The following is a 20,432-nucleotide window of genomic DNA, read 5'->3' on the forward strand; positions in this document are numbered from 1 at the left end:
CCCCTTACCCCCTAACGGGGGCGGCGATGGGCAGGTTAAACCTGAACGTCGCAAGGCAGAACGAATCGACTACGAATCCTTCCTGAACGCCTACAACACCGAAGTCGGTGACAGACTGCCACACGCTGTTGCGGTCAACGAGAAACGCAAACGTCGCCTGAAGAAAATCATCCCGCAACTGAAAACGCCAAACGTGGACGGTTTCAGAGCGTATGTCAGGGCGTTTGTGCATCAGGCCAAGCCGTTTTACTTCGGAGACAACGACACGGGCTGGACGGCCGATTTTGATTACCTGCTGAGGGAAGACTCGTTAACGGGAGTACGGGAAGGGAAGTTTGCAGACAGGGGGATTGCATGAAACAGGATATCGAAGCGAGCGTTATCGGTGGCCTGCTGATTGGTGGATTAACACCAACCGCCAGCGACGTTCTGGCAACGCTGGAGCCGGAAGCGTTTTCAATTCCGCTCTACCGGAAAGCCTTCGAGGTTATCCGCAAGCAGGCGAGAAACAGAAACCTAATCGACGCGCTGATGGTTGCCGAGGCGTGCGGAGAGGAGCATTTTACGTCAATCCTGATGACCAGCAAAAACTGCCCGAGTGCCGCAAACCTGAAGGGATATGCCGGAATGGTCGCGGATAACTATCACCGCCGTCTGGTGCTGGAAATCATGGATGAAATGCGTGAACCAATCCAAAGCGGAACCATCGACGCATCGAGTCAGGCGATGGATGAACTTGTAAAACGGCTCTCAGCCATCAGAAAGCCCCGTGACGAGGTTAAACCTGTACGGTTAGGGGAAATCATCACTGACTACACTGACACGCTTGACAGGCGTCTGAGGAACGGAGAAGAGTCAGATACCCTGAAGACCGGAATCGAAGAACTTGACGCCATCACCGGAGGGATGAACGCGGAAGACCTGGTGATTATCGCCGCTCGTCCTGGTATGGGGAAAACCGAACTGGCGCTGAAGATTGCCGAAGGCGTTGCAAGCCGCGTTATTCCTGGTTCTGACGTCCGGCGCGGAGTATTGATTTTCTCGATGGAAATGAGCGCATTGCAGATTGCAGAGCGAAGCATTGCCAACGCCGGGAGGATGTCGGTTAGCGTGCTGCGAAATCCTGCATCGATGGATGACGAAGGCTGGGCGCGCGTTGCTAACGGCATGAGTCAGCTTGCAGATTTGGATGTATGGGTAGTCGATGCCTCGCGGTTATCTGTCGAAGAAATTCGCTCAATCGCAGAACGACACAAACAGGAAAATCCAAACCTGTCACTCATCATGGCGGATTATCTTGGCCTGATTGAGAAGCCGAAAGCAGACCGCAACGACCTCGCAATTGCTCACATCTCAGGAAGCCTTAAGGCGATGGCGAAAGACCTGAAAACGCCTGTTATCTCCCTAAGTCAGCTTTCACGCGATGTTGAGAAGCGACCAAACAAACGCCCGACAAACGCAGATTTGCGTGATTCAGGAAGCATTGAGCAGGACGCAGACTCAATCATCATGCTCTATCGGGAAGCGGTATATGACGAGAACAGTAGCGCCGCGCCATTTGCTGAAATCATCGTGACGAAAAACCGTTTTGGCTCACTTGGTACGGTTTACCAGCGGTTCTGTAACGGACACTTTGTTGCATGTGACCAGGATGAAGCCAGACAGATTTGCACAGCATCAAATGCACCTGCTGCGCGTGGCAGACGATATGCACAAGGGGCTGACGTATGACCATCTACATCACTGAGCTAATAACAGGTCTGCTGGTAATCGCAGGCCTTTTTATTTGGGGGAGAGGGAAGTCATGAAAAAGCTAACCTTTGAAATTCGATCTCCAGCACATCAGCAAAACGCTATTCACGCAGTACAGCAAATCCTTCCAGACCCAACCAAACCAATCGTAGTAACCATTCAGGAACGCAACCGCAGCTTAGACCAGAATCGAAAGATTTGGGCTTGCCTTGGTGACGTCTCTCGTCAGGTTGAATGGCATGGTCGCTGGCTGGATGCAGAAAGCTGGAAGTGCGTTTTTACAGCAGCATTAAAGCAGCAGGACGTTGCTGAGGTAACAGGCGCAACAGTAACCAGCATAAATCAGGCTGCGGCTAAAATGGCGCGGGCAGGAATCTTAGTCATTGATGGTAAGGTCTGGCGAACGGTGTATTACCGGTTCGCTACCAGGGAAGAACGGGAAGGAAAGGTGAGCACGAATCTGATTTTCAAGGAGTGTCGCCAGAGTGCCGCGATGAAGCGGGTTTTATTTGTTTATGCGGCGGGGGGAGGAAATCAGTGAGGTTGACGATAACTAATATCTGGCGCTATATTCTGTGCGTTGCCGCAAAATCGGCACACGGGATTGGCGTCCCGGATAAGGTAATCGCGACTACTACACGCCGCGAGCGTGTTTTTTATTGTCGTAAGCATACGCACATCTGAATTATGGTGGGGCGTGTAGGGCCGACTTCGGTCGGGCCGGTTGATTACCCCGGTTACGCCAACCCTACATGTCTCACCACCAAACTGATTGGCGTCAGCGGTGGTGGTTAACTTGATTTATAGGTAATCATCATGAGCACACAACTAGTCTTTCATCAAACAAAATTCCATCCTGTTAAACACAACAACAGTATCTGGCTTACTGCCGTTGAGATTGCTCAAGCTCTCGGATATAAAAAATCTGATGCCGTAACTCAGATCTACGATCGAAATTCCGATGAATTTAGGGCAGATATGACTGAGACCCTCAATTTGAGTGTCTCAGGGAACTACCAGAAAACAATACGCATTTTCTCCCTCCGTGGTGCCCATTTGATCGCTATGTTCGCCCGCACTCCTGTAGCCAAAGAATTCCGCCGCTGGGTTCTGGATATTCTCGATCGAGAAGTTCAACAATCCCCAATCACAAAACAATTCACTGATAACGAACTTTGCACACTCGCCTGGTTATGGCGAGCAGGGGATGTGATGTTAACCGCCTGCCAGAATGTTACTCCACTTCTTCAGGTTGCGGAGCATCGCGAAGCCGGTCGCTTTACTTCTATTGAGCAAGAATATCCCCAGATACTACATAAGGCGCGCGAAATCCTTGCCAGAGAAACGGCACATGTAAGATTCCAGCCGTGGCAGGATGATAAGTGGAGCCGAGTATTGCCGCATTTGCGTTCTGAGCAGTAGCAATAAAGTTTCCGGTGAGAAATGTCACCAGCATTTTGTTATGAAACGGGTATTGGCGGTATATGGGGGCGGGGCTTTAGTTATTAGGTGTCGAGAATTAATTGTTTGTAGCAATATAAAAAGGAGCGCTTAAGTCCGTTTATTTTTTAAGCTTCATATACATAGTGGATAAAAATGAGAACCACCCGCTGAACGGGTGGTTTTGCGCAAGTTAAATTTTATAATTTCAGTGAATCTTTACGCTGTAATAATGCAAATGATAGTTGAAAAAAACACAATCAGTCGATGGATTCTCCGTAGGATGCAACTGCCTGAGCGACGCAAAAACGATCAATACACTCTATTTCTCCATAATCACGCAGGCAATAATAAGTATTATTGTCTTTATCAAAAGCGTAAATGCTACAAATACCCTTAGGCTCACAACTTGCGTCCCATCCACTATTAGATAACGTGCCCCATTCCTGGTAAAGCCCTGCGTTAACTTCTCGATTGATAATATGCGGTCCACTATAGTTATCATAATCGTAACTATAGATGTCACGTGCCTCAGGAAAATTCCCGTTCATGTTTTCAATCCACGGTAAAATATCTTTAACTGAGTTATAAAGTTCAATGCTGTATTTGAAAAAACGCTTCACAATAAAAACATAGATGCCGGCAGATTTGTTTGTTGATTTATCAGTGGCGAAAATGACAAAAATCTTCCCAACGCACTTTTCATCTACGCCCGGAAAAGTTACTGTGCCATCCTGGCTAACCGCCAGAACATTATTGTCTGCATTAGTGCTACAGGTCCATTTTACCTTGTCATTATTAATAGGGTCATTATCAATGACCATCTTGAAGGTTGCTCCTGGGAACAAACTGTTAGGGAAACAGTAACCACTCTCCATATCATTTTTAATATCAAAAATATGACCATCAACTAACACGCCTGTAATTTTGCTCATCATTGAACTCTCTTTGTTTGTTAAATAAAAAGTTTTATTCCTGAACAACGGAACACGCTGATATTAATGCAACCAATGAATTGTTGTTGTTATTTGGAGGTTATATAGTGGTATGAATGTTATTATGCGATGTCTCTGAGTGATGGGGTAAGGATTATATGATTCGCTTTTGAGATTTACCTATGTCAGGCGTTGCTGTTCATGTTCGTCCCCGTTGTCAGTCTTCTTAGTCTGAGCTAATGTGATCATCAATGGGTTATCAGTTTTCTCTGAAGTTATATAATTAATTGAGCGCCATAGCACCATGGGGCATTGTTGAATTTCATCTTCAATTGATTTTCCATAATCAACTCGCCATAATCATGTCATCGGAGCCTGAACACCTCCGGTGACTTCTGCGCTAAACGGGGACGTTTATGCGCACATACAATCCAAACTCTCTTCTACCGTCACAGATGCAGAAATGCACCTGCGATTTTTTGCATCCAACGTTTGACCTCTGCGGAGGTGAAGCGTGAACCTCCCACAAGACGGCATCAAATTGCATCGCGGTAACTTCACCGCTATCGGTCAGCAGATCCAGCCTTATCTGGAGGATGGAAAATGCTTTCGCATGGTGCTTAAACCGTGGCGGGAGAGACGCAGTCTTTCCCAGAATGCACTCAGCCACATGTGGTACAGCGAAATCAGTGAATACCTCATCAGCAGGGGGAAATCGTTCGCTACCGCAGCATGGGTAAAAGATGCTCTCAAACACACATACCTCGGTTATGAAACCAAGGACCTGGTTGATGTCGTAACCGGCGAAATCACTACTATCCAGTCGTTACGCCATACCTCCGATCTTGATACCGGAGAGATGTATGTCTTCCTGAGTAAGGTTGAAGCCTGGGCGATGAGTATTGGCTGCCACCTGACTATTCCGCAGAGCTGCGAGTATCAGCTGCTGCGTGATAAGCAGGAGGCGTAATGGCTACACCGCTTATTCGTGTCATGAACGGACACATCTACAAAGTACCAAATCGTCGTAAGCGTAAACCTGAGCTGAAGCCATCCGAAATACCAACACTGCTCGGATATACCGCCAGCCTGGTTGATAAAAAATGGTTGCGACTGGCAGCAAGGAGGAATCATGGCTGATTTGAGAAAAGCAGCGCGTGGTCGGGAATGCCAGGTAAGAATCCCTGGCGTATGTAATGGCAATTCTGAAACGTCTGTACTGGCACATATCCGGCTGGCTGGATTGTGCGGTACCGGTATCAAACCGCCAGACCTGATTGCCACCATTGCATGTTCTGCCTGTCACGACGAAATCGACCGCCGCACACATTTTGTCGATGCTGAGTATGCAAAAGAATGCGCGCTGGAAGGTATGGCGAGAACGCAGGTTATCTGGCTGAAAGAGGGGGCAATCAAGGCGTGAATACTTACTACATCACACTACCCTGGCCGCCGAGCAATAACCGCTACTACCGCCATAATCGCGGGCGCACGCACATCAGCGCAGAGGGGCAGGTATACCGCGATAACGTCGCCCGAATCATCAAAGGCTCCATGCTGGATATCGGTCTGGCTATGCCAGTGAAAATCCGTATTGAGTGCCACATGCCGGATCGCCGTCGCCGTGACCTGGATAATCTGCAAAAAGCAGCTTTTGACGCACTCACCAAAGCAGGTTTCTGGCTGGATGATGCTCAGGTCGTTGATTATCGCGTTGTGAAAATGCCCGTTACCAAGGGTGGGAAGTTGGAGCTGACCATCACCGAACTGGGGAATGAATGATGTTTGAGTCTTATATGGCAGAACGTCTTCGCCACCGCTGGATGCGCCTGCGCTTATATCGTTTCCCCGGTTCTGTTTTGACCGATTACCGGATACTGAAGAATTACGCCAAAACACTGGCAGAGACAATTGTATGAAGCCAGAGATAACGATCGGTTGATGCCGTTTTATTGTTTTTTGCTGCCAATTGGCGTGCTGGTGTAAATGGAGAGCGAGAATGAATCTTGAGGCCTTACCAAAATATTACTCCCCAAAATCTCCAAAATTGAGCGATGACGCACCGGCGACAGACTCAGGTGGTTTATCAATTACGGATGTGATGGCTGCGCAGGGGATGGTGCAGTCGAAAGCACCGCTTGGGTTTGCCTTATTCCTGGCAAAAGTTGGTGTTCAGGACCCTCAGTTTGCGATTGAAGGTCTGCTCAATTACGCGATGGCACTGGATAACCCGACATTGAATAAATTGAGTGCAGAAACACGGTTACAGATTATTCCTTACCTCGTGAATTTTGCCTTTGCTGATTATTCCAGGTCTGCGGCAAGTAAGGCTCGCTGTGAGCATTGTGCTGGTACGGGATTTCATAATGTATTGCGCGAAGTGGTGAAACATTCCAGAAGCGGGGAATCCGTTATCAAGGAAGAGTGGGTGAAGGAACTATGTCAGCATTGTCATGGTAAGGGAGAAGTCAGCACAGCGTGCAGAGGGTGTAAGGGTAAAGGTATTGTCCTGGATGAAAAAAGGACCCGGCTTCATGGCACGCCTGTTTATAAGATTTGTGGGCGTTGCAATGGAAACCGGTTTAGCCGTTTACCAACCACACTGGCGCGGCATCATGTCCAGAAACTGGTACCGGACCTGACGGATTATCAGTGGTACAAGGGGTATGCTGATGTTATTGATAAACTGGTTACAAAGTGCTGGCAGGAAGAAGCATATGCAGAAGCACAGTTGAGAAAGGTGACAAGATAAATAATTTTCGCCGAAGATATCGACATGATGCTTGCATTTTTCAAAAAATATGGATAGGATTTTCTCAACGATGGGCTTTGTATGTCCGGTGTTGAGAAAAAGTAGAAAACCCGCTAATGAGCGGGTTTTTGTGTTTTAAATGGGGAGGTGGCTGGATGTCTAAAATAAACATTGCTTCCAAGTGTACAACTATGCGTTAATGGCTGCGTCGGTTTGAAGAACAGACGATATACGAAGTAGTTTACTAAAGCAGTTCTCATTTCAGGTGTTATTCACTTATTCCTTCTTTGAGTCTCTCCAATTAAGTACGAAGTCGTTTCTGTTATACAAATCATTTATGCCGAAAGGCTCAAGTTAAGGAATGTAGAATGTCAAATAAAATGACTGGTTTAGTAAAATGGTTTAACGCTGATAAAGGTTTTGGCTTTATTTCTCCTGTTGATGGTAGTAAAGATGTGTTTGTGCATTTTTCTGCAATTCAGAATGATAATTATCGAACCTTATTTGAAGGCCAAAAGGTTACCTTCTCTGTAGAGAGTGGTGCTAAAGGTCCTGCAGCAGCAAATGTCATTATTACTGATTAAAATTCATAGCTTGTCTGTATACGATAACGAAGAAGGCTGATGCCTGAGTAGAGATGCAGATAGAGTTGTGGGTATTGAATCCCATTTTGTGGTGAAGTGCAGGTTTGCTGCATGAATAGTTTTACAGTAGAAGCTAACTGCTGGCATAGCAATACAAAGTGCGTAAGTGGGTAACTACCACAAAAAGCACCACAATCTCAAACCCGCGCAGGCGGGTTTTTTATTATCTGATTTAAATATATTATTAAAATATAAAAACTCTTTGTAAGTAATCAAAACACTCAGGCAACAGCTTTAAGATTTGTTTGGAATACTTTGTTGCAATGAGGGCAGATCAAAAGGGCACCTTTTTGTACTCTAGAAAAACTGTGTTCTGATTCTTGGGTACAGTTTGGGCAGGAACATTTTACGAGATAATTACGGCGTGATTTTGAGTCTTTACGTTCTGACATAGGCTTTTCCTGTATAAATGGCCGTATACATTACACTAAATAGAAAAATATATCCCGCATTATTATTTAATAGATGGTTTTTCTTTTAAAATATTTAACCACATTATTTTAATTTTCTGTTTTTTGAGCGTCGTTGAGAACAACGTTTGCTGTAAAAACTAACCCGTAGACTCCGATCTTTTCAAACATATTGCACCATCCGTGTACATCGGGGTGAGGATATGAAATCAATGGATAAGTTAACAACAGGTGTCGCCTATGGCACCTCTGCAGGCAGTGCTGGCTACTGGTTTTTACAGTTGCTCGATAAAGTCACGCCATCACAGTGGGCGGCAATAGGTGTGCTGGGTAGTCTGGTATTTGGCCTGCTGACGTACCTGACAAACCTTTATTTCAAGATTAAAGAAGATAAGCGTAAGGCTGCGAGAGGTGAATAATGTCGCCATCATTACGCAAGGCTGTTGCAGCTGCTATTGGTGGTGGGGCTGTTGCCATAGCGTCTGTGCTCATCACTGGTCCGAGTGGTGACGATGGTCTGGAAGGTGTCAGCTACATACCATATAAAGATATCGTTGGCGTATGGACTGTATGTTACGGGCACACCGGAAAAGACATTATGCTCGGTAAAACGTATACCGAAGCAGAATGCAAAGCCCTCCTGAATAAAGACCTTGCCACGGTCGCCAGACAAATTAACCCGTACATCAAAGTCGATATACCGGAAACAACGCGCGGCGCTCTTTACTCGTTCGTCTACAACGTGGGTGCTGGCAATTTCAGAACATCGACGCTTCTTCACAAAATAAACCAGGGCGATATCAAAGGCGCATGTGACCAGCTACGTCGCTGGACATACGCTGGCGGTAAGCAATGGAAAGGGCTGATGACTCGTCGTGAGATTGAGCGTGAAGTCTGTTTGTGGGGGCAGCAATGAGCATGATTTGCTTTTTCATGGCAGCGTTGCTCGCATTTAATGGCAACGATGCGTGGCCGTGGTTTCTGGCCGTTGGGGTGTTGATGTCATGAGTCGGTTAACCGCGATTATCTCCGCTCTGGTTATCTGCATCATCGTCTGCCTGTCATGGGCTGTTAATCATTACCGTGATAACGCCATCGCCTACAAAGACCAGCGCGATAAAGCCACATCTATCATCTCTGATATGCAGAAGCGTCAACGTGATGTAGCTGAACTCGATGCCAGATATACAAAGGAACTTGCTGATGCTAACGCGACTATCGAAAGTCTACGTGCTTATGTTTCTGCTGGGCGTAAGCGGCTGCGCGTCAAAGCAGTCTGTCCGGACATGCATAAAACCACCGCCGCCTCCGGCGTGGATGATGCTTCCAGCCCCAGACTTACTGACACCGCTCAACGGGATTATTTCGTTCTCAGAAAGCGCATCGAAACCATAACTAACCAATTGAATGGCCTGCAAGAGTATGTGAGATCACAGTGTTCATATTAGAAAAGTCTTATCATAAGATTTTTGTATATGGATGCATTATGTCTCAATACGCTCACGCTGCTTTAATCGCTTATCATTTGGTGGCTGATAGCTCAATGCCTCCTCGTGATGCATGGGATGCAGCTGTCGCAGAGGTTACAGAAAGCGAATCGTCAAGAAAGAAGATATGCCCAAGGGCAACATTTCTCGCCCTGGCGGATAGCGGTTACCTCAAGAATGTAAAACCACTGCATGGGGAGAAAAAGGGCGATAAGTTGTACCAAAGGGCAATTGAAGTTGCGAATCTGATTCTTGATTTACCCGGAATCAGTAAAGCTGAATTGGTTGATAAAACTGGTTACAAAGACAGGCAAGGGTCTTATGACATTGTTCTAACACTCGCTCAGTACGGATTTCTCCAACGTCATCAGTAAGATATCAAGTGATTTATGGCCTCGCTTTTAGCGGGGCTTTTTCATATCTGAATCTCACCATGCATATCATCACCTGACTGAAACGTCAGGAGAATTCGTTACTGGGATTCGATAAAGGTATTCAAGCCTGACACATTATGCGCTGTATCGTCGCCGTATTCCTGCATTAACCATGACCGTAGCCCGACAGGGAATTCCTTCTGCGCGAGTGTGCGGGAATAATCAAAAACGATGCACACCGGGTTTTTACCGCGTTTATGATTCGCGGGTTTGTCCCTCATGCTCGCCAGTCCTGTGCGAGGGTGGAAGAAACAGGGCATGTATTCAGGAGCGTGCGACCACGGTCGCACGGTATCTTTGTCAGGAGGTTGTGATGAAAGAGTCGCAGAAATTTAATTCAATAATGGAACGATTCTGTTCTCCTGAGCGAGAGGCTTACAGCATGCATTCATTGCGTGCCTGTTGTAATATCGCCAAACATTAATCAGGTGCGCGAGATGTCGGCTAATACTGACCCTGACGAAATGTGACGCTGCTCTAATCTGAAAGATGGTGCAGACGACCTATAGTTCGCATCCATTCCTGATTACCCTATTCAAGTTGATGAGACAGAAACATGACAGCAGCTAAAGAGCAGATTGAATATGAGCTAAATGAATTCTTCGCGTCCGCCCTTGGTGATGTGTTTAAAAGTTGCCGACTGGCTGAAAGCGTATCGGATTACCAGATCTCTACTGTTAGTTTTCCAACGGAAAAAAACGCCTGGTTGGAGCTTGGTGAATTACCCGTGATTATCGAGTTGTCTAACGGACGCCGCTTTGAGATTAGTGCGTCTGAATGGTTGCAGATCACACCGCTTTAAATTAAGCCCGCTGCTCACCTTGGCTACAGGCATTCGCTAGTGGCTGGGTCCTTTCCGGCGATCCGACAGACTACGGGGCGGAAGGCGCGCGGGTTTTCGCTATTTATGAAAATTTTCCGGTTTAAGGCGTTTCCGTTCTTCTTCGCCGTAACTTAATGTTTTTATTTAAAACACCCTCTGAAAAGAAAGGAAACGACAGGTGCTGAAAACGAGCTTTTTGGCCTCTGTCGTTTCCTTTCTCTGTTTTTGTCCGTGGAATGAACAATGGAAGTCAACAAAAAGCAGCTGGCTGACATTTTCGGCGCGAGTATCCGTACCATTCAGAACTGGCAGGAGCAGGGAATGCCCGTTCTGCGGGGTGGTGGCAAGGGTAATGAAGTGCTTTATGACTCTGCCGCCGCCATAAAATGGTATGCCGAAAGGGATGCTGAAATTGAGAACGAAAAGCTGCGCCGGGAAGTTGAAGAACTGCGGCAGGCCAGCGAGACAGATCTCCAGCCAGGGACTATTGAGTACGAACGCCATCGACTTACGCGTGCGCAGGCCGACGCACAGGAGCTGAAAAATGCCAGAGACTCCGCTGAAGTGGTGGAAACCGCATTCTGTACTTTCGTGCTGTCGCGGATCGCAGGTGAAATTGCCAGTATTCTCGACGGGATCCCCCTGTCGGTGCAGCGGCGTTTTCCGGAACTGGAAAACCGACATGTTGATTTCCTGAAACGGGATATCATCAAAGCCATGAACAAAGCAGCCGCGCTGGATGAACTGATACCGGGGTTGCTGAGTGAATATATCGAACAGTCAGGTTAACAGGCTGCGGCATTTTGTCCGCGGCGGGCTTCGCTCACTGTTCAGGCCGGAGCCACAGACCGCCGTTGAATGGGCGGATGCCAATTACTATCTCCCGAAAGAATCCGCATACCAGGAAGGGCGCTGGGAAACACTGCCCTTTCAGCGGGCCATCATGAATGCGATGGGCAGCGACTACATCCGTGAGGTGAATGTGGTGAAGTCTGCCCGTGTCGGTTATTCCAAAATGCTGTTGGGTGTTTATGCCTACTTCATAGAGCATAAGCAGCGCAACACCCTTATCTGGTTGCCGACGGATGGTGATGCCGAGAACTTTATGAAAACCCACGTCGAGCCGACCATCCGTGATATTCCATCGCTGCTGGCGCTGGCCCCGTGGTATGGCAAAAAGCACCGGGATAACACGCTCACCATGAAGCGTTTCACCAATGGTCGTGGCTTCTGGTGCCTGGGCGGTAAAGCGGCAAAAAACTACCGTGAAAAGTCAGTGGATGTGGCGGGTTATGATGAACTTGCTGCCTTTGATGATGATATTGAACAGGAAGGCTCTCCGACGTTCCTGGGCGACAAGCGTATTGAAGGCTCGGTCTGGCCAAAGTCCATCCGTGGCTCCACGCCCAAAGTGAGAGGCACCTGCCAGATTGAGCGTGCAGCCAGTGAATCCCCGCATTTTATGCGTTTTCATGTTGCCTGCCCGCACTGCGGGGAGGAGCAGTACCTTAAATTTGGCGATAAAGAGACGCCGTTTGGCCTCAAATGGACGCCGGATGATCCCTCCAGCGTGTTTTATCTCTGCGAACATAATGCCTGCGTCATCCGCCAGCAGGAGCTGGACTTCACTGATGCCCGTTATATCTGCGAAAAGACCGGGATCTGGACCCGTGATGGCATTCTCTGGTTTTCGTCATCCGGTGAAGAGATTGAGCCGCCGGACAGCGTGACCTTTCACATCTGGACGGCGTACAGCCCGTTCACCACCTGGGTGCAGATTGTCAAAGACTGGATGAAAACGAAAGGGGATACGGGAAAACGTAAAACCTTCGTGAACACCACGCTCGGTGAGACATGGGAAGCGAAAATCGGTGAACGTCCGGATGCTGAAGTGATGGCAGAGCGGAAAGAGCATTATTCAGCGCCCGTTCCTGACCGTGTGGCTTACCTGACTGCCGGTATCGACTCCCAGCTGGATCGCTACGAAATGCGCGTATGGGGATGGGGGCCGGGTGAGGAAAGCTGGCTGATTGACCGGCAGATTATTATGGGCCGCCACGATGATGAACAGACGCTGCTGCGTGTGGATGAGGCCATCAATAAAACCTATACCCGCCGGAATGGTGCAGAAATGTCGGTATCCCGTATCTGCTGGGATATTGGCGGGATTGACCCGACCATTGTGTATGAACGCTCGAAAAAGCATGGGCTGTTCCGGGTGATCCCCATTAAAGGGGCATCCGTCTACGGTAAGCCGGTGGCCAGCATGCCACGTAAGCGAAACAAAAACGGGGTTTACCTTACCGAAATCGGTACGGATACCGCGAAAGAGCAGATTTATAACCGCTTCACACTGACGCCGGAAGGGGATGAACCGCTTCCCGGTGCCGTTCACTTCCCGAATAACCCGGATATTTTTGATCTGACCGAAGCGCAGCAGCTGACTGCTGAAGAGCAGGTCGAAAAATGGGTGGATGGCAGGAAAAAAATACTGTGGGACAGCAAAAAGCGACGCAATGAGGCACTCGACTGCTTCGTTTATGCGCTGGCGGCGCTGCGCATCAGTATTTCCCGCTGGCAGCTGGATCTCAGTGCGCTGCTGGCGAGCCTGCAGGAAGAGGATGGTGCAGCAACCAACAAGAAAACACTGGCAGATTACGCCCGTGCCTTATCCGGAGAGGATGAATGACGCGACAGGAAGAACTTGCCGCTGCCCGTGCGGCACTGCATGACCTGATGACAGGTAAACGGGTGGCAACAGTACAGAAAGACGGACGAAGGGTGGAGTTTACGGCCACTTCCGTGTCTGACCTGAAAAAATATATTGCAGAGCTGGAAGTGCAGACCGGCATGACACAGCGACGCAGGGGACCTGCAGGATTTTATGTATGAAAACGCCCACCATTCCCACCCTTCTGGGGCCGGACGGCATGACATCGCTGCGCGAATATGCCGGTTATCACGGCGGTGGCAGCGGATTTGGTGGGCAGTTGCGGGCGTGGAACCCACCGAGTGAAAGTGTGGATGCAGCCCTGCTGCCCAACTTTACCCGTGGCAATGCCCGCGCAGACGATCTGGTACGCAATAACGGCTATGCCGCCAACGCCATCCAGCTGCATCAGGATCATATCGTCGGGTCTTTTTTCCGGCTCAGTCATCGCCCAAGCTGGCGCTATCTGGGCATCGGGGAGGAAGAAGCCCGTGCCTTTTCCCGCGAGGTTGAAGCGGCATGGAAAGAATTTGCCGAGGATGACTGCTGCTGCATTGACGTTGAGCGAAAACGCACGTTTACCATGATGATTCGGGAAGGTGTGGCCATGCACGCCTTTAACGGAGAACTGTTCGTTCAAGCCACCTGGGATACCAGTTCATCGCGGCTGTTCAGGACACAGTTCCGGATGGTCAGCCCGAAGCGCATCAGCAACCCGAACAATACCGGCGACAGCCGGAACTGCCGTGCCGGTGTGCAGATTAATGACAGCGGTGCGGCGCTGGGATATTACGTCAGCGAGGACGGGTATCCTGGCTGGATGCCGCAGAAATGGACATGGATACCCCGCGAGTTACCCGGCGGTCGTGCTTCGTTCATTCACGTCTTTGAACCCGTGGAGGACGGGCAGACCCGCGGTGCAAATGTGTTTTACAGCGTGATGGAGCAGATGAAGATGCTCGACACGCTGCAGAACACGCAGCTGCAGAGCGCCATTGTGAAGGCGATGTATGCCGCCACCATTGAAAGTGAGCTGGATACGCAGTCAGCGATGGATTTTATTCTTGGCGCGAACAGTAATGAGCAGCGGGACAAGCTGACGGGCTGGATTGGTGAAATTGCCGCGTATTACGCCGCCGCGCCGGTCCGGCTGGGAGGCGCAAAAGTGCCGCACCTGATGCCGGGTGACTCTCTGAACCTGCAGACGGCTCAGGACACGGATAACGGCTACTCCGTTTTTGAGCAGTCACTGCTGCGGTATATCGCTGCCGGGCTGGGTGTCTCGTATGAGCAGCTTTCCCGGAATTACGCCCAGATGAGCTACTCCACGGCACGGGCCAGCGCGAACGAGTCGTGGGCGCACTTTATGGGGCGGCGAAAATTCGTCGCATCCCGTCAGGCGAGTCAGATGTTTCTGTGCTGGCTGGAAGAGGCCATCGTTCGCCGCGTGGTGACGTTACCTTCAAAAGCGCGCTTCAGTTTTCAGGAAGCCCGCAGTGCCTGGGGGAACTGCGACTGGATAGGCTCCGGTCGTATGGCCATCGATGGTCTGAAAGAAGTACAGGAAGCGGTGATGCTGATAGAAGCCGGACTGAGCACCTACGAGAAAGAGTGCGCAAAACGCGGCGACGACTATCAGGAAATTTTTGCCCAGCAGGTCCGTGAAACGATGGAGCGCCGCGCGGCTGGTCTTAAACCGCCCGCCTGGGCGGCTGCAGCATTTGAATCCGGGCTGCGACAATCAACAGAGGAGGAGAAGAGTGACAGCAGAGCTGCGTAATCTCCCGCATATTGCCAGCATGGCCTTTAATGAGCCGCTGATGCTTGAACCCGCCTATGCGCGGGTTTTCTTTTGTGCGCTTGCAGGCCAGCTTGGGATCAGCCGCCTGACGGATGCGGTGTCCGGCGACAGCCTGACTGCCCAGGAGGCACTCGCGACGCTGGCATTATCCGGTGATGATGACGGACCACGACAGGCCCGCAGTTATCAGGTCATGAACGGCATCGCCGTGCTGCCGGTGTCCGGCACGCTGGTCAGCCGGACGCGGGCGCTGCAGCCGTACTCGGGGATGACCGGTTACAACGGCATTATCGCCCGTCTGCAACAGGCTGCCAGCGACCCGATGGTGGACGGCATTCTGCTCGATATGGACACGCCAGGCGGAATGGTGGCGGGAGCATTTGACTGCGCTGACATCATCGCCCGTGTGCGTGACATAAAGCCGGTATGGGCGCTGGCCAACGACATGAACTGCAGTGCAGGTCAACTGCTTGCCAGCGCCGCCTCCCGACGTCTGGTCACGCAGACCGCCCGGACAGGCTCCATCGGCGTCATGATGGCTCACAGTAATTACGGCGCTGCGCTGGAGAAACAGGGCGTGGAAATCACGCTGATTTACAGCGGCAGCCATAAGGTGGATGGCAACCCCTACAGCCATCTACCGGATGATGTCCGGGAAACACTGCAGTCCCGGATGGATGCAACCCGCCGGATGTTTGCACAGAAGGTGTCGGCATATACCGGCCTGTCCGTGCAGGCTGTGCTGGATACCGAGGCTGCAGTGTACAGCGGTCAGGAGGCCATTGATGCCGGACTGGCTGATGAACTTGTTAACAGCACCGATGCGATCACCGTCATGCGTGATGCACTGGATGCACGTAAATCCCGTCTCTCAGGAGGGCGAATGACCAAAGAGACTCAATCAACAACTGTTTCAGCCACTGCTTTGCAGGCTGACGTTACTGACGTGGTGCCAGCGACGGAGGGTGAAAACGCCAGCGCGGCGCAGCCAGACGTGAACGCGCAGATCACCGCAGCGGTTGCGGCAGAAAACAGCCGCATTATGGGGATCCTCAACTGTGAGGAGGCTCACGGACGCGAAGAACAGGCACGCGTGCTGGCAGAAACCCCCGGAATGACCGTGGAAACGGCCCGCCGCATTCTGGCCGCAGCACCACAGAGTGCACAGGCGCGCAGTGATACTGCGCTGGATCGTCTGATGCAGGGTACACCGGCACCGCTGGCTGCAGGTAACCCGGCATCTGATGCCGTTAACGATTTGCTGAACACACCAGTGTAAGGGATGTTTATGACGAGCAAAGAAACCTTTACCCATTACCAGCCGCAGGGCAACAGTGACCCGGCTCATACCGCAACCGCGCCCGGCGGATTGAGTGCGAAAGCGCCTGCAATGACCCCGCTGATGCTGGACACCTCCACCCGTAAGCTGGTTGCGTGGGATGGCACCACCGACGGTGCTGCCGTTGGCATTCTTGCGGTTGCTGCTGACCAGACCAGCACCACGCTGACGTTCTACAAGTCCGGCACGTTCCGTTATGAGGATGTGCTCTGGCCGGAGGCTGCCAGCGATGAGACGAAAAAACGGACCGCGTTTGCCGGAACGGCAATCAGCATCGTTTAACCTTACCCTTCATCACTAAAGGCCGCCTGTGCGGCTTTTTTTACGGGATTTTTTTATGTCGATGTACACAACCGCCCAGCTGCTGGCGGCAAATGAGCAGAAATTTAAGTTTGATCCGCTGTTTCTGCGTCTCTTTTTCCGTGAGAGCTATCCCTTCACCACGGAGAAAGTCTATCTCTCACAAATTCCGGGACTGGTAAACATGGCGCTGTACGTTTCGCCGATTGTTTCCGGTGAGGTTATCCGTTCCCGTGGCGGCTCCACCTCTGAATTTACGCCGGGATATGTCAAGCCGAAGCATGAGGTGAATCCGCAGATGACCCTGCGTCGCCTGCCGGATGAAGATCCGCAGAATCTGGCGGACCCGGCTTACCGCCGCCGTCGCATCATCATGCAGAACATGCGTGACGAGGAGCTGGCGATTGCCCAGGTCGAAGAGATGCAGGCAGTTTCTGCCGTGCTTAAGGGCAAATACACCATGACCGGTGAAGCCTTTGATCCGGTTGAGGTGGATATGGGGCGCAGTGCGGCAAACAACATCACACAGTCCGGTGGCACGGAGTGGAGCAAGCGCGACAAGTCCACGTATGACCCGACCGACGATATCGAAGCCTACGCGCTGAACGCCAGCGGTGTGGTGAATATCATCGTGTTTGATCCGAAAGGCTGGGCGCTGTTCCGTTCCTTCAAAGCCGTCAAGGAGAAGCTGGATACCCGTCGTGGCTCTCATTCCGAGCTGGAGACAGCGGTGAAAGACCTGGGTAAAGCGGTGTCCTATAAGGGGATGTATGGCGATGTGGCCATCGTCGTGTATTCCGGACAGTACGTGGAAAACGGCGTCAAAAAGAACTTCCTGCCGGACAACACGATGGTGCTGGGGAACACTCAGGCACGCGGTCTGCGCACCTATGGCTGCATTCAGGATGCGGACGCACAGCGCGAAGGCATTAACGCCTCTGCTCGTTACCCGAAAAACTGGGTGACCACCGGCGATCCGGCACGTGAGTTCACCATGATTCAGTCAGCACCGCTGATGCTGCTGGCTGACCCTGATGAGTTCGTGTCCGTACAACTGGCGTAATCATGGCCCTTCGGGGCCATTGTCTCTCTGTGGAGAAGTCCATGACGAAAGATGAACTGATTGCCCGTCTCCGCTCGCTGGGTGAACAACTGAACCGTGATGTCAGCCTGACGGGGACGAAAGAAGAACTGGCGCTCCGTGTGGCAGAGCTGGAAGAGGAGCTTGATGACACGGATGACACTGCCGGTCAGGACACCCCTCTCAGCCCGGAAAATGTGCTGACCGGGCATGAAAATGAGGTGGTATCAGCGCAGCCGGACACCGTGATTCAGGATACGGCTGAACTGGTCACGGTCGTGGCATTGGTGACGCTGCATACTGATGCACTTCACGCCACGCGGGATGAACCTGTGGCATTTGTGCTGCCGGGAACGGCGTTTCGTGTCTCTGCCGGTGTGGCAGCCGAAATGACAGAGCGCGGCCTGGCCAGAATGCAATAACGGGAGGCGCTGTGGCTGATTTCGATAACCTGTTCGATGCTGCCATTGCCCGCGCCGATGAAACGATACGCGGGTACATGGGAACGTCAGCCACCATTACATCCGGTGAGCAGTCAGGTGCTGTGATACGTGGTGTTTTTGATGACCCTGAAAATATCAGCTATGCCGGACAGGGCGTGCGCGTTGAAGGCTCCAGCCCGTCCCTGTTTGTCCGGACTGATGATGTGCGGCAGCTGCGGCGTGGAGACACGCTGACCATCGGTGAGGAAAACTTCTGGATAGACCGGGTTTCGCCGGATGATGGCGGAAGTTGTCATCTCTGGCTTGGACGGGGCGTACCGCCTGCCGTTAACCGTCGCCGCTGAAAGGGGGATGTATGGCCATAAAAGGTCTTGAGCAGGCCGTTGAAAACCTCAGCCGTATCAGCAAAACGGCGGTGCCCGGTGCCGCCGCAATGGCCATTAACCGCGTTGCTTCATCCGCGATATCGCAGTCGGCGTCACAGGTTGCCCGTGAGACAAAGGTACGCCGGAAACTGGTAAAGGAAAGGGCCAGGCTGAAAAGGGCCACGGTTAAAAATCCGCAGGCCAGAATCAAGGTTAACCGGGGGGATTTGCCCGTAATCAGGCTGGGTAACGCGCGGGTTGTCCTGTCCCGACGCAGGCGTCGTAAAAAGGGGCAGCGTTCATCCCTGAAAGGTGGCGGCAGCGTGCTTGTGGTGGGTAACCGTCGTATTCCCGGTGCGTTTATTCAGCAACTGAAAAATGGGCGGTGGCATGTCATGCAGCGTGTGGCCGGGAAAAACCGTTACCCCATTGATGTGGTGAAAATCCCGATGTCGGTGCCGCTGACCACGGCGTTTAAACAGAATATTGAGCGGATACGGCGTGAGCGTCTTCCGAAAGAGCTGGGCTATGCGCTGCAGCATCAACTGAGAATGGTAATAAAGCGATGAAACATACTGAACTCCGTGCAGCCGTACTGGATGCACTGGAGAAGCATGACACCGGGGCGACGCTTTTTGATGGTCGCCCCGCTGTTTTTGATGAGGAAGATTTTCCGGCAATTGCCGTTTATCTCACCGGCGCTGAATACACGGGCGAAGAGCTGGACAGCGATACCTGGCAGGCGGAGCTGCATATTGAAGTTTTCCTGCCTGCTCAGGTGCCGGATTCAGAGCTGGATTCGTGGATGGAGTCCCGGATTTATCCGGTGATGAGCGATATCCCGGCACTGTCAGATTTGATCACCAGTATGGTGGCCAGTGGCTATGACTACCGGCGCGACGATGATGCGGGCCTGTGGAGTTCAGCCGATCTGACTTATGTCATTACCTATGAAATGTGAGGACGCTATGCCTGTACCAAATCCAACAATGCCGGTGAAAGGTGCTGGAACCACACTGTGGGTTTATAAGGGGAACGGTGACCCTTATGCGAACCCGCTTTCAGACGTTGACTGGTCGCGTCTGGCAAAAGTTAAAGACCTGACGCCCGGCGAACTGACCGCTGAGTCCTATGACGACAGCTATCTCGATGATGAAGATGCAGACTGGACTGCGACCGGGCAGGGGCAGAAATCAGCCGGAGATACCAGCTTCACGCTGGCGTGGATGCCCGGAGAGCAGGGGCAGCAGGCGCTGCTGGCGTGGTTTAATGAAGGTGATACCCGTGCCTATAAAATCCGCTTCCCGAACGGCACGGTCGATGTGTTCCGTGGCTGGGTCAGCAGTATCGGTAAAGCGGTGACGGCGAAGGAAGTGATCACCCGCACGGTGAAGGTCACCAATGTGGGACGCCCGTCGATGGCTGAAGATCGCAGTACGGTGACGGCAGCAACCGGCATGACGGTAACGCCAGCCAGTGCTTCCGTAGTGAAAGGGCAGAGCACCACGCTGACCGTGGCATTCCAGCCGGAAGGTGTAACCGACAAGAGCTTCCGTGCGGTGTCTGCGGATAAAACAAAAGCCACCGTGTCGGTCAGTGGTATGACCATCACCGTGAACGGCGTTGCTGCAGGCAAGGTCAACATTCCGGTTGTATCCGGTAATGGTGAGTTTGCTGCGGTTGCAGAAATCACCGTCACCGCCAGTTAATCCGGAG

At 51.3% G+C, this 20,432-nt stretch carries 31 protein-coding genes and 1 pseudogene; 29 read left to right on the plus strand and 3 right to left on the minus strand.

Features of this window, described 5'->3' with window-relative positions:
* The 4 genes and pseudogenes from D9742_RS20040 to D9742_RS20055 all read left to right on the plus strand — a co-directional run.
* Positions 1–358 (plus strand): annotated as a pseudogene (locus tag D9742_RS20040) (hypothetical protein); the annotation flags it as partial.
* On the plus strand, positions 355–1,731 hold the full coding sequence (locus tag D9742_RS20045; protein WP_000806596.1) for a replicative DNA helicase: 1,377 nt from the start codon (positions 355–357) through the stop codon (positions 1,729–1,731). The pseudogene D9742_RS20040 and the gene D9742_RS20045, both read left to right, overlap by 4 nt.
* Positions 1,732–1,804: 73 nt before the next feature.
* Positions 1,805–2,293 carry a recombination protein NinB gene (locus D9742_RS23545; protein WP_130238010.1) on the plus strand — a complete coding sequence of 163 codons (489 nt, stop codon included), beginning with the start codon at positions 1,805–1,807 and terminating at the stop codon, positions 2,291–2,293.
* 275 nt (positions 2,294–2,568) lie between these two features.
* Entirely contained in the window at positions 2,569–3,174 is a 606-nt protein-coding gene (locus D9742_RS20055) for a P22AR C-terminal domain-containing protein (RefSeq protein WP_130210690.1), read from the plus strand.
* A 278-nt stretch (positions 3,175–3,452) separates the two neighbouring features.
* Here D9742_RS20055 and D9742_RS20060 read toward each other — a convergent pair whose 3' ends face one another.
* Positions 3,453–4,130, minus strand: a complete 678-nt coding sequence (locus D9742_RS20060) for a hypothetical protein (protein WP_130238011.1) — start codon at positions 4,128–4,130, stop codon at positions 3,453–3,455.
* Between the two features lie 413 nt (positions 4,131–4,543).
* Between D9742_RS20060 and D9742_RS20065 the strand changes: the two genes are divergently transcribed.
* The 8 genes from D9742_RS20065 (at position 4,544) to cspB (ending at position 7,463) form a co-directional block, all read left to right on the plus strand.
* Positions 4,544–4,645 (plus strand): hypothetical protein, encoded by a 102-nt coding sequence (locus D9742_RS20065; RefSeq protein ID WP_130238012.1) that lies wholly within the window; start codon positions 4,544–4,546, stop codon positions 4,643–4,645.
* On the plus strand, positions 4,642–5,097 hold the full coding sequence (locus tag D9742_RS20070) for a YbcN family protein (RefSeq protein ID WP_130216501.1): 456 nt from the start codon (positions 4,642–4,644) through the stop codon (positions 5,095–5,097). Before D9742_RS20065 ends, D9742_RS20070 begins: the two co-directional genes overlap by 4 nt.
* Complete coding sequence (locus tag D9742_RS20075) at positions 5,097–5,267, plus strand: NinE family protein (protein WP_000224907.1); 171 nt, start codon at positions 5,097–5,099, stop codon at positions 5,265–5,267. Before D9742_RS20070 ends, D9742_RS20075 begins: the two co-directional genes overlap by 1 nt.
* Positions 5,260–5,550 carry a DUF1364 domain-containing protein gene (locus D9742_RS20080; RefSeq protein ID WP_130238013.1) on the plus strand — a complete coding sequence of 97 codons (291 nt, stop codon included), beginning with the start codon at positions 5,260–5,262 and terminating at the stop codon, positions 5,548–5,550. The genes D9742_RS20075 and D9742_RS20080 overlap by 8 nt, the downstream gene beginning before the upstream one ends.
* Complete coding sequence (gene rusA, locus D9742_RS20085) at positions 5,547–5,909, plus strand: crossover junction endodeoxyribonuclease RusA (protein ID WP_032286726.1); 363 nt, start codon at positions 5,547–5,549, stop codon at positions 5,907–5,909. Before D9742_RS20080 ends, rusA begins: the two co-directional genes overlap by 4 nt.
* The gene (locus D9742_RS20090; protein WP_130238014.1) at positions 5,906–6,046 is read left to right on the plus strand and encodes a YlcG family protein; all 141 of its coding nucleotides are present in this window, start codon (positions 5,906–5,908) and stop codon (positions 6,044–6,046) included. Before rusA ends, D9742_RS20090 begins: the two co-directional genes overlap by 4 nt.
* 80 nt (positions 6,047–6,126) lie before the next feature.
* On the plus strand, positions 6,127–6,879 hold the full coding sequence (locus D9742_RS20095) for an antitermination protein (protein ID WP_060710349.1): 753 nt from the start codon (positions 6,127–6,129) through the stop codon (positions 6,877–6,879).
* Between the two features lie 368 nt (positions 6,880–7,247).
* Entirely contained in the window at positions 7,248–7,463 is a 216-nt protein-coding gene (gene cspB, locus D9742_RS20100) for a cold shock-like protein CspB (protein WP_000066486.1), read from the plus strand.
* A gap of 281 nt (positions 7,464–7,744) precedes the next feature.
* Here the strand turns inward: cspB and ynfU are convergent, their stop codons facing one another.
* On the minus strand, positions 7,745–7,915 hold the full coding sequence (gene ynfU, locus D9742_RS23550) for a putative zinc-binding protein YnfU (protein WP_001405948.1): 171 nt from the start codon (positions 7,913–7,915) through the stop codon (positions 7,745–7,747).
* A gap of 221 nt (positions 7,916–8,136) precedes the next feature.
* On the opposite strand from ynfU, the gene essD reads away from it, so the two are divergent.
* The 4 genes from essD (at position 8,137) to D9742_RS20120 (ending at position 9,794) form a co-directional block, all read left to right on the plus strand.
* Entirely contained in the window at positions 8,137–8,352 is a 216-nt protein-coding gene (gene essD, locus D9742_RS20105; RefSeq protein WP_000839596.1) for a phage lysis protein EssD, read from the plus strand.
* The gene (gene rrrD, locus D9742_RS20110) at positions 8,352–8,849 is read left to right on the plus strand and encodes a lysozyme RrrD (protein WP_130238015.1); all 498 of its coding nucleotides are present in this window, start codon (positions 8,352–8,354) and stop codon (positions 8,847–8,849) included. Before essD ends, rrrD begins: the two co-directional genes overlap by 1 nt.
* Before the next feature lie 88 nt (positions 8,850–8,937).
* Entirely contained in the window at positions 8,938–9,381 is a 444-nt protein-coding gene (locus D9742_RS20115; protein ID WP_130238016.1) for a lysis protein, read from the plus strand.
* A 38-nt stretch (positions 9,382–9,419) separates the two neighbouring features.
* Complete coding sequence (locus D9742_RS20120) at positions 9,420–9,794, plus strand: hypothetical protein (RefSeq protein WP_130238017.1); 375 nt, start codon at positions 9,420–9,422, stop codon at positions 9,792–9,794.
* A gap of 98 nt (positions 9,795–9,892) precedes the next feature.
* Here D9742_RS20120 and D9742_RS20125 read toward each other — a convergent pair whose 3' ends face one another.
* On the minus strand, positions 9,893–10,075 hold the full coding sequence (locus tag D9742_RS20125) for a hypothetical protein (RefSeq protein WP_130238018.1): 183 nt from the start codon (positions 10,073–10,075) through the stop codon (positions 9,893–9,895).
* 335 nt (positions 10,076–10,410) lie between these two features.
* Here D9742_RS20125 and D9742_RS20130 point away from each other — a divergent pair, with 335 nt between their 5' ends.
* The 13 genes from D9742_RS20130 to D9742_RS20190 all read left to right on the plus strand — a co-directional run bounded on the left by D9742_RS20130 (position 10,411) and on the right by D9742_RS20190 (position 20,425).
* On the plus strand, positions 10,411–10,656 hold the full coding sequence (locus D9742_RS20130) for a hypothetical protein (RefSeq protein ID WP_000122986.1): 246 nt from the start codon (positions 10,411–10,413) through the stop codon (positions 10,654–10,656).
* Between the two features lie 264 nt (positions 10,657–10,920).
* Positions 10,921–11,466: a DNA-packaging protein gene (locus tag D9742_RS20135; RefSeq protein WP_000453558.1), complete on the plus strand. Its 546-nt coding sequence runs from the start codon at positions 10,921–10,923 to the stop codon at positions 11,464–11,466.
* On the plus strand, positions 11,441–13,366 hold the full coding sequence (locus tag D9742_RS20140) for a phage terminase large subunit family protein (protein ID WP_130238019.1): 1,926 nt from the start codon (positions 11,441–11,443) through the stop codon (positions 13,364–13,366). Before D9742_RS20135 ends, D9742_RS20140 begins: the two co-directional genes overlap by 26 nt.
* Positions 13,363–13,569 carry a gpW family protein gene (locus D9742_RS20145; RefSeq protein WP_000198149.1) on the plus strand — a complete coding sequence of 69 codons (207 nt, stop codon included), beginning with the start codon at positions 13,363–13,365 and terminating at the stop codon, positions 13,567–13,569. The genes D9742_RS20140 and D9742_RS20145 overlap by 4 nt, the downstream gene beginning before the upstream one ends.
* The gene (locus D9742_RS20150; protein ID WP_130238020.1) at positions 13,566–15,167 is read left to right on the plus strand and encodes a phage portal protein; all 1,602 of its coding nucleotides are present in this window, start codon (positions 13,566–13,568) and stop codon (positions 15,165–15,167) included. The genes D9742_RS20145 and D9742_RS20150 overlap by 4 nt, the downstream gene beginning before the upstream one ends.
* Positions 15,148–16,467: a S49 family peptidase gene (locus tag D9742_RS20155; RefSeq protein ID WP_130238021.1), complete on the plus strand. Its 1,320-nt coding sequence runs from the start codon at positions 15,148–15,150 to the stop codon at positions 16,465–16,467. The genes D9742_RS20150 and D9742_RS20155 overlap by 20 nt, the downstream gene beginning before the upstream one ends.
* 9 nt (positions 16,468–16,476) lie before the next feature.
* On the plus strand, positions 16,477–16,809 hold the full coding sequence (locus D9742_RS20160) for a head decoration protein (RefSeq protein ID WP_024198505.1): 333 nt from the start codon (positions 16,477–16,479) through the stop codon (positions 16,807–16,809).
* Positions 16,810–16,864: 55 nt separating this feature from the next.
* The gene (locus D9742_RS20165; protein ID WP_000063252.1) at positions 16,865–17,890 is read left to right on the plus strand and encodes a major capsid protein; all 1,026 of its coding nucleotides are present in this window, start codon (positions 16,865–16,867) and stop codon (positions 17,888–17,890) included.
* Between the two features lie 41 nt (positions 17,891–17,931).
* On the plus strand, positions 17,932–18,330 hold the full coding sequence (locus tag D9742_RS20170; RefSeq protein WP_074152574.1) for a DNA-packaging protein FI: 399 nt from the start codon (positions 17,932–17,934) through the stop codon (positions 18,328–18,330).
* 11 nt (positions 18,331–18,341) lie between these two features.
* Positions 18,342–18,695 (plus strand): head-tail joining protein, encoded by a 354-nt coding sequence (locus D9742_RS20175; protein ID WP_000752975.1) that lies wholly within the window; start codon positions 18,342–18,344, stop codon positions 18,693–18,695.
* Positions 18,696–18,706: 11 nt separating this feature from the next.
* Complete coding sequence (locus tag D9742_RS20180) at positions 18,707–19,285, plus strand: phage tail protein (RefSeq protein WP_130238022.1); 579 nt, start codon at positions 18,707–18,709, stop codon at positions 19,283–19,285.
* On the plus strand, positions 19,282–19,677 hold the full coding sequence (locus tag D9742_RS20185) for a phage minor tail U family protein (protein WP_000683145.1): 396 nt from the start codon (positions 19,282–19,284) through the stop codon (positions 19,675–19,677). The genes D9742_RS20180 and D9742_RS20185 overlap by 4 nt, the downstream gene beginning before the upstream one ends.
* A 7-nt stretch (positions 19,678–19,684) precedes the next feature.
* Entirely contained in the window at positions 19,685–20,425 is a 741-nt protein-coding gene (locus tag D9742_RS20190) for a phage tail protein (RefSeq protein ID WP_001306179.1), read from the plus strand.
* Positions 20,426–20,432 lie beyond the last annotated feature (7 nt).

The organism is Escherichia sp. E1V33, from assembly GCF_004211955.1.
Classification (GTDB): domain Bacteria; phylum Pseudomonadota; class Gammaproteobacteria; order Enterobacterales; family Enterobacteriaceae; genus Escherichia.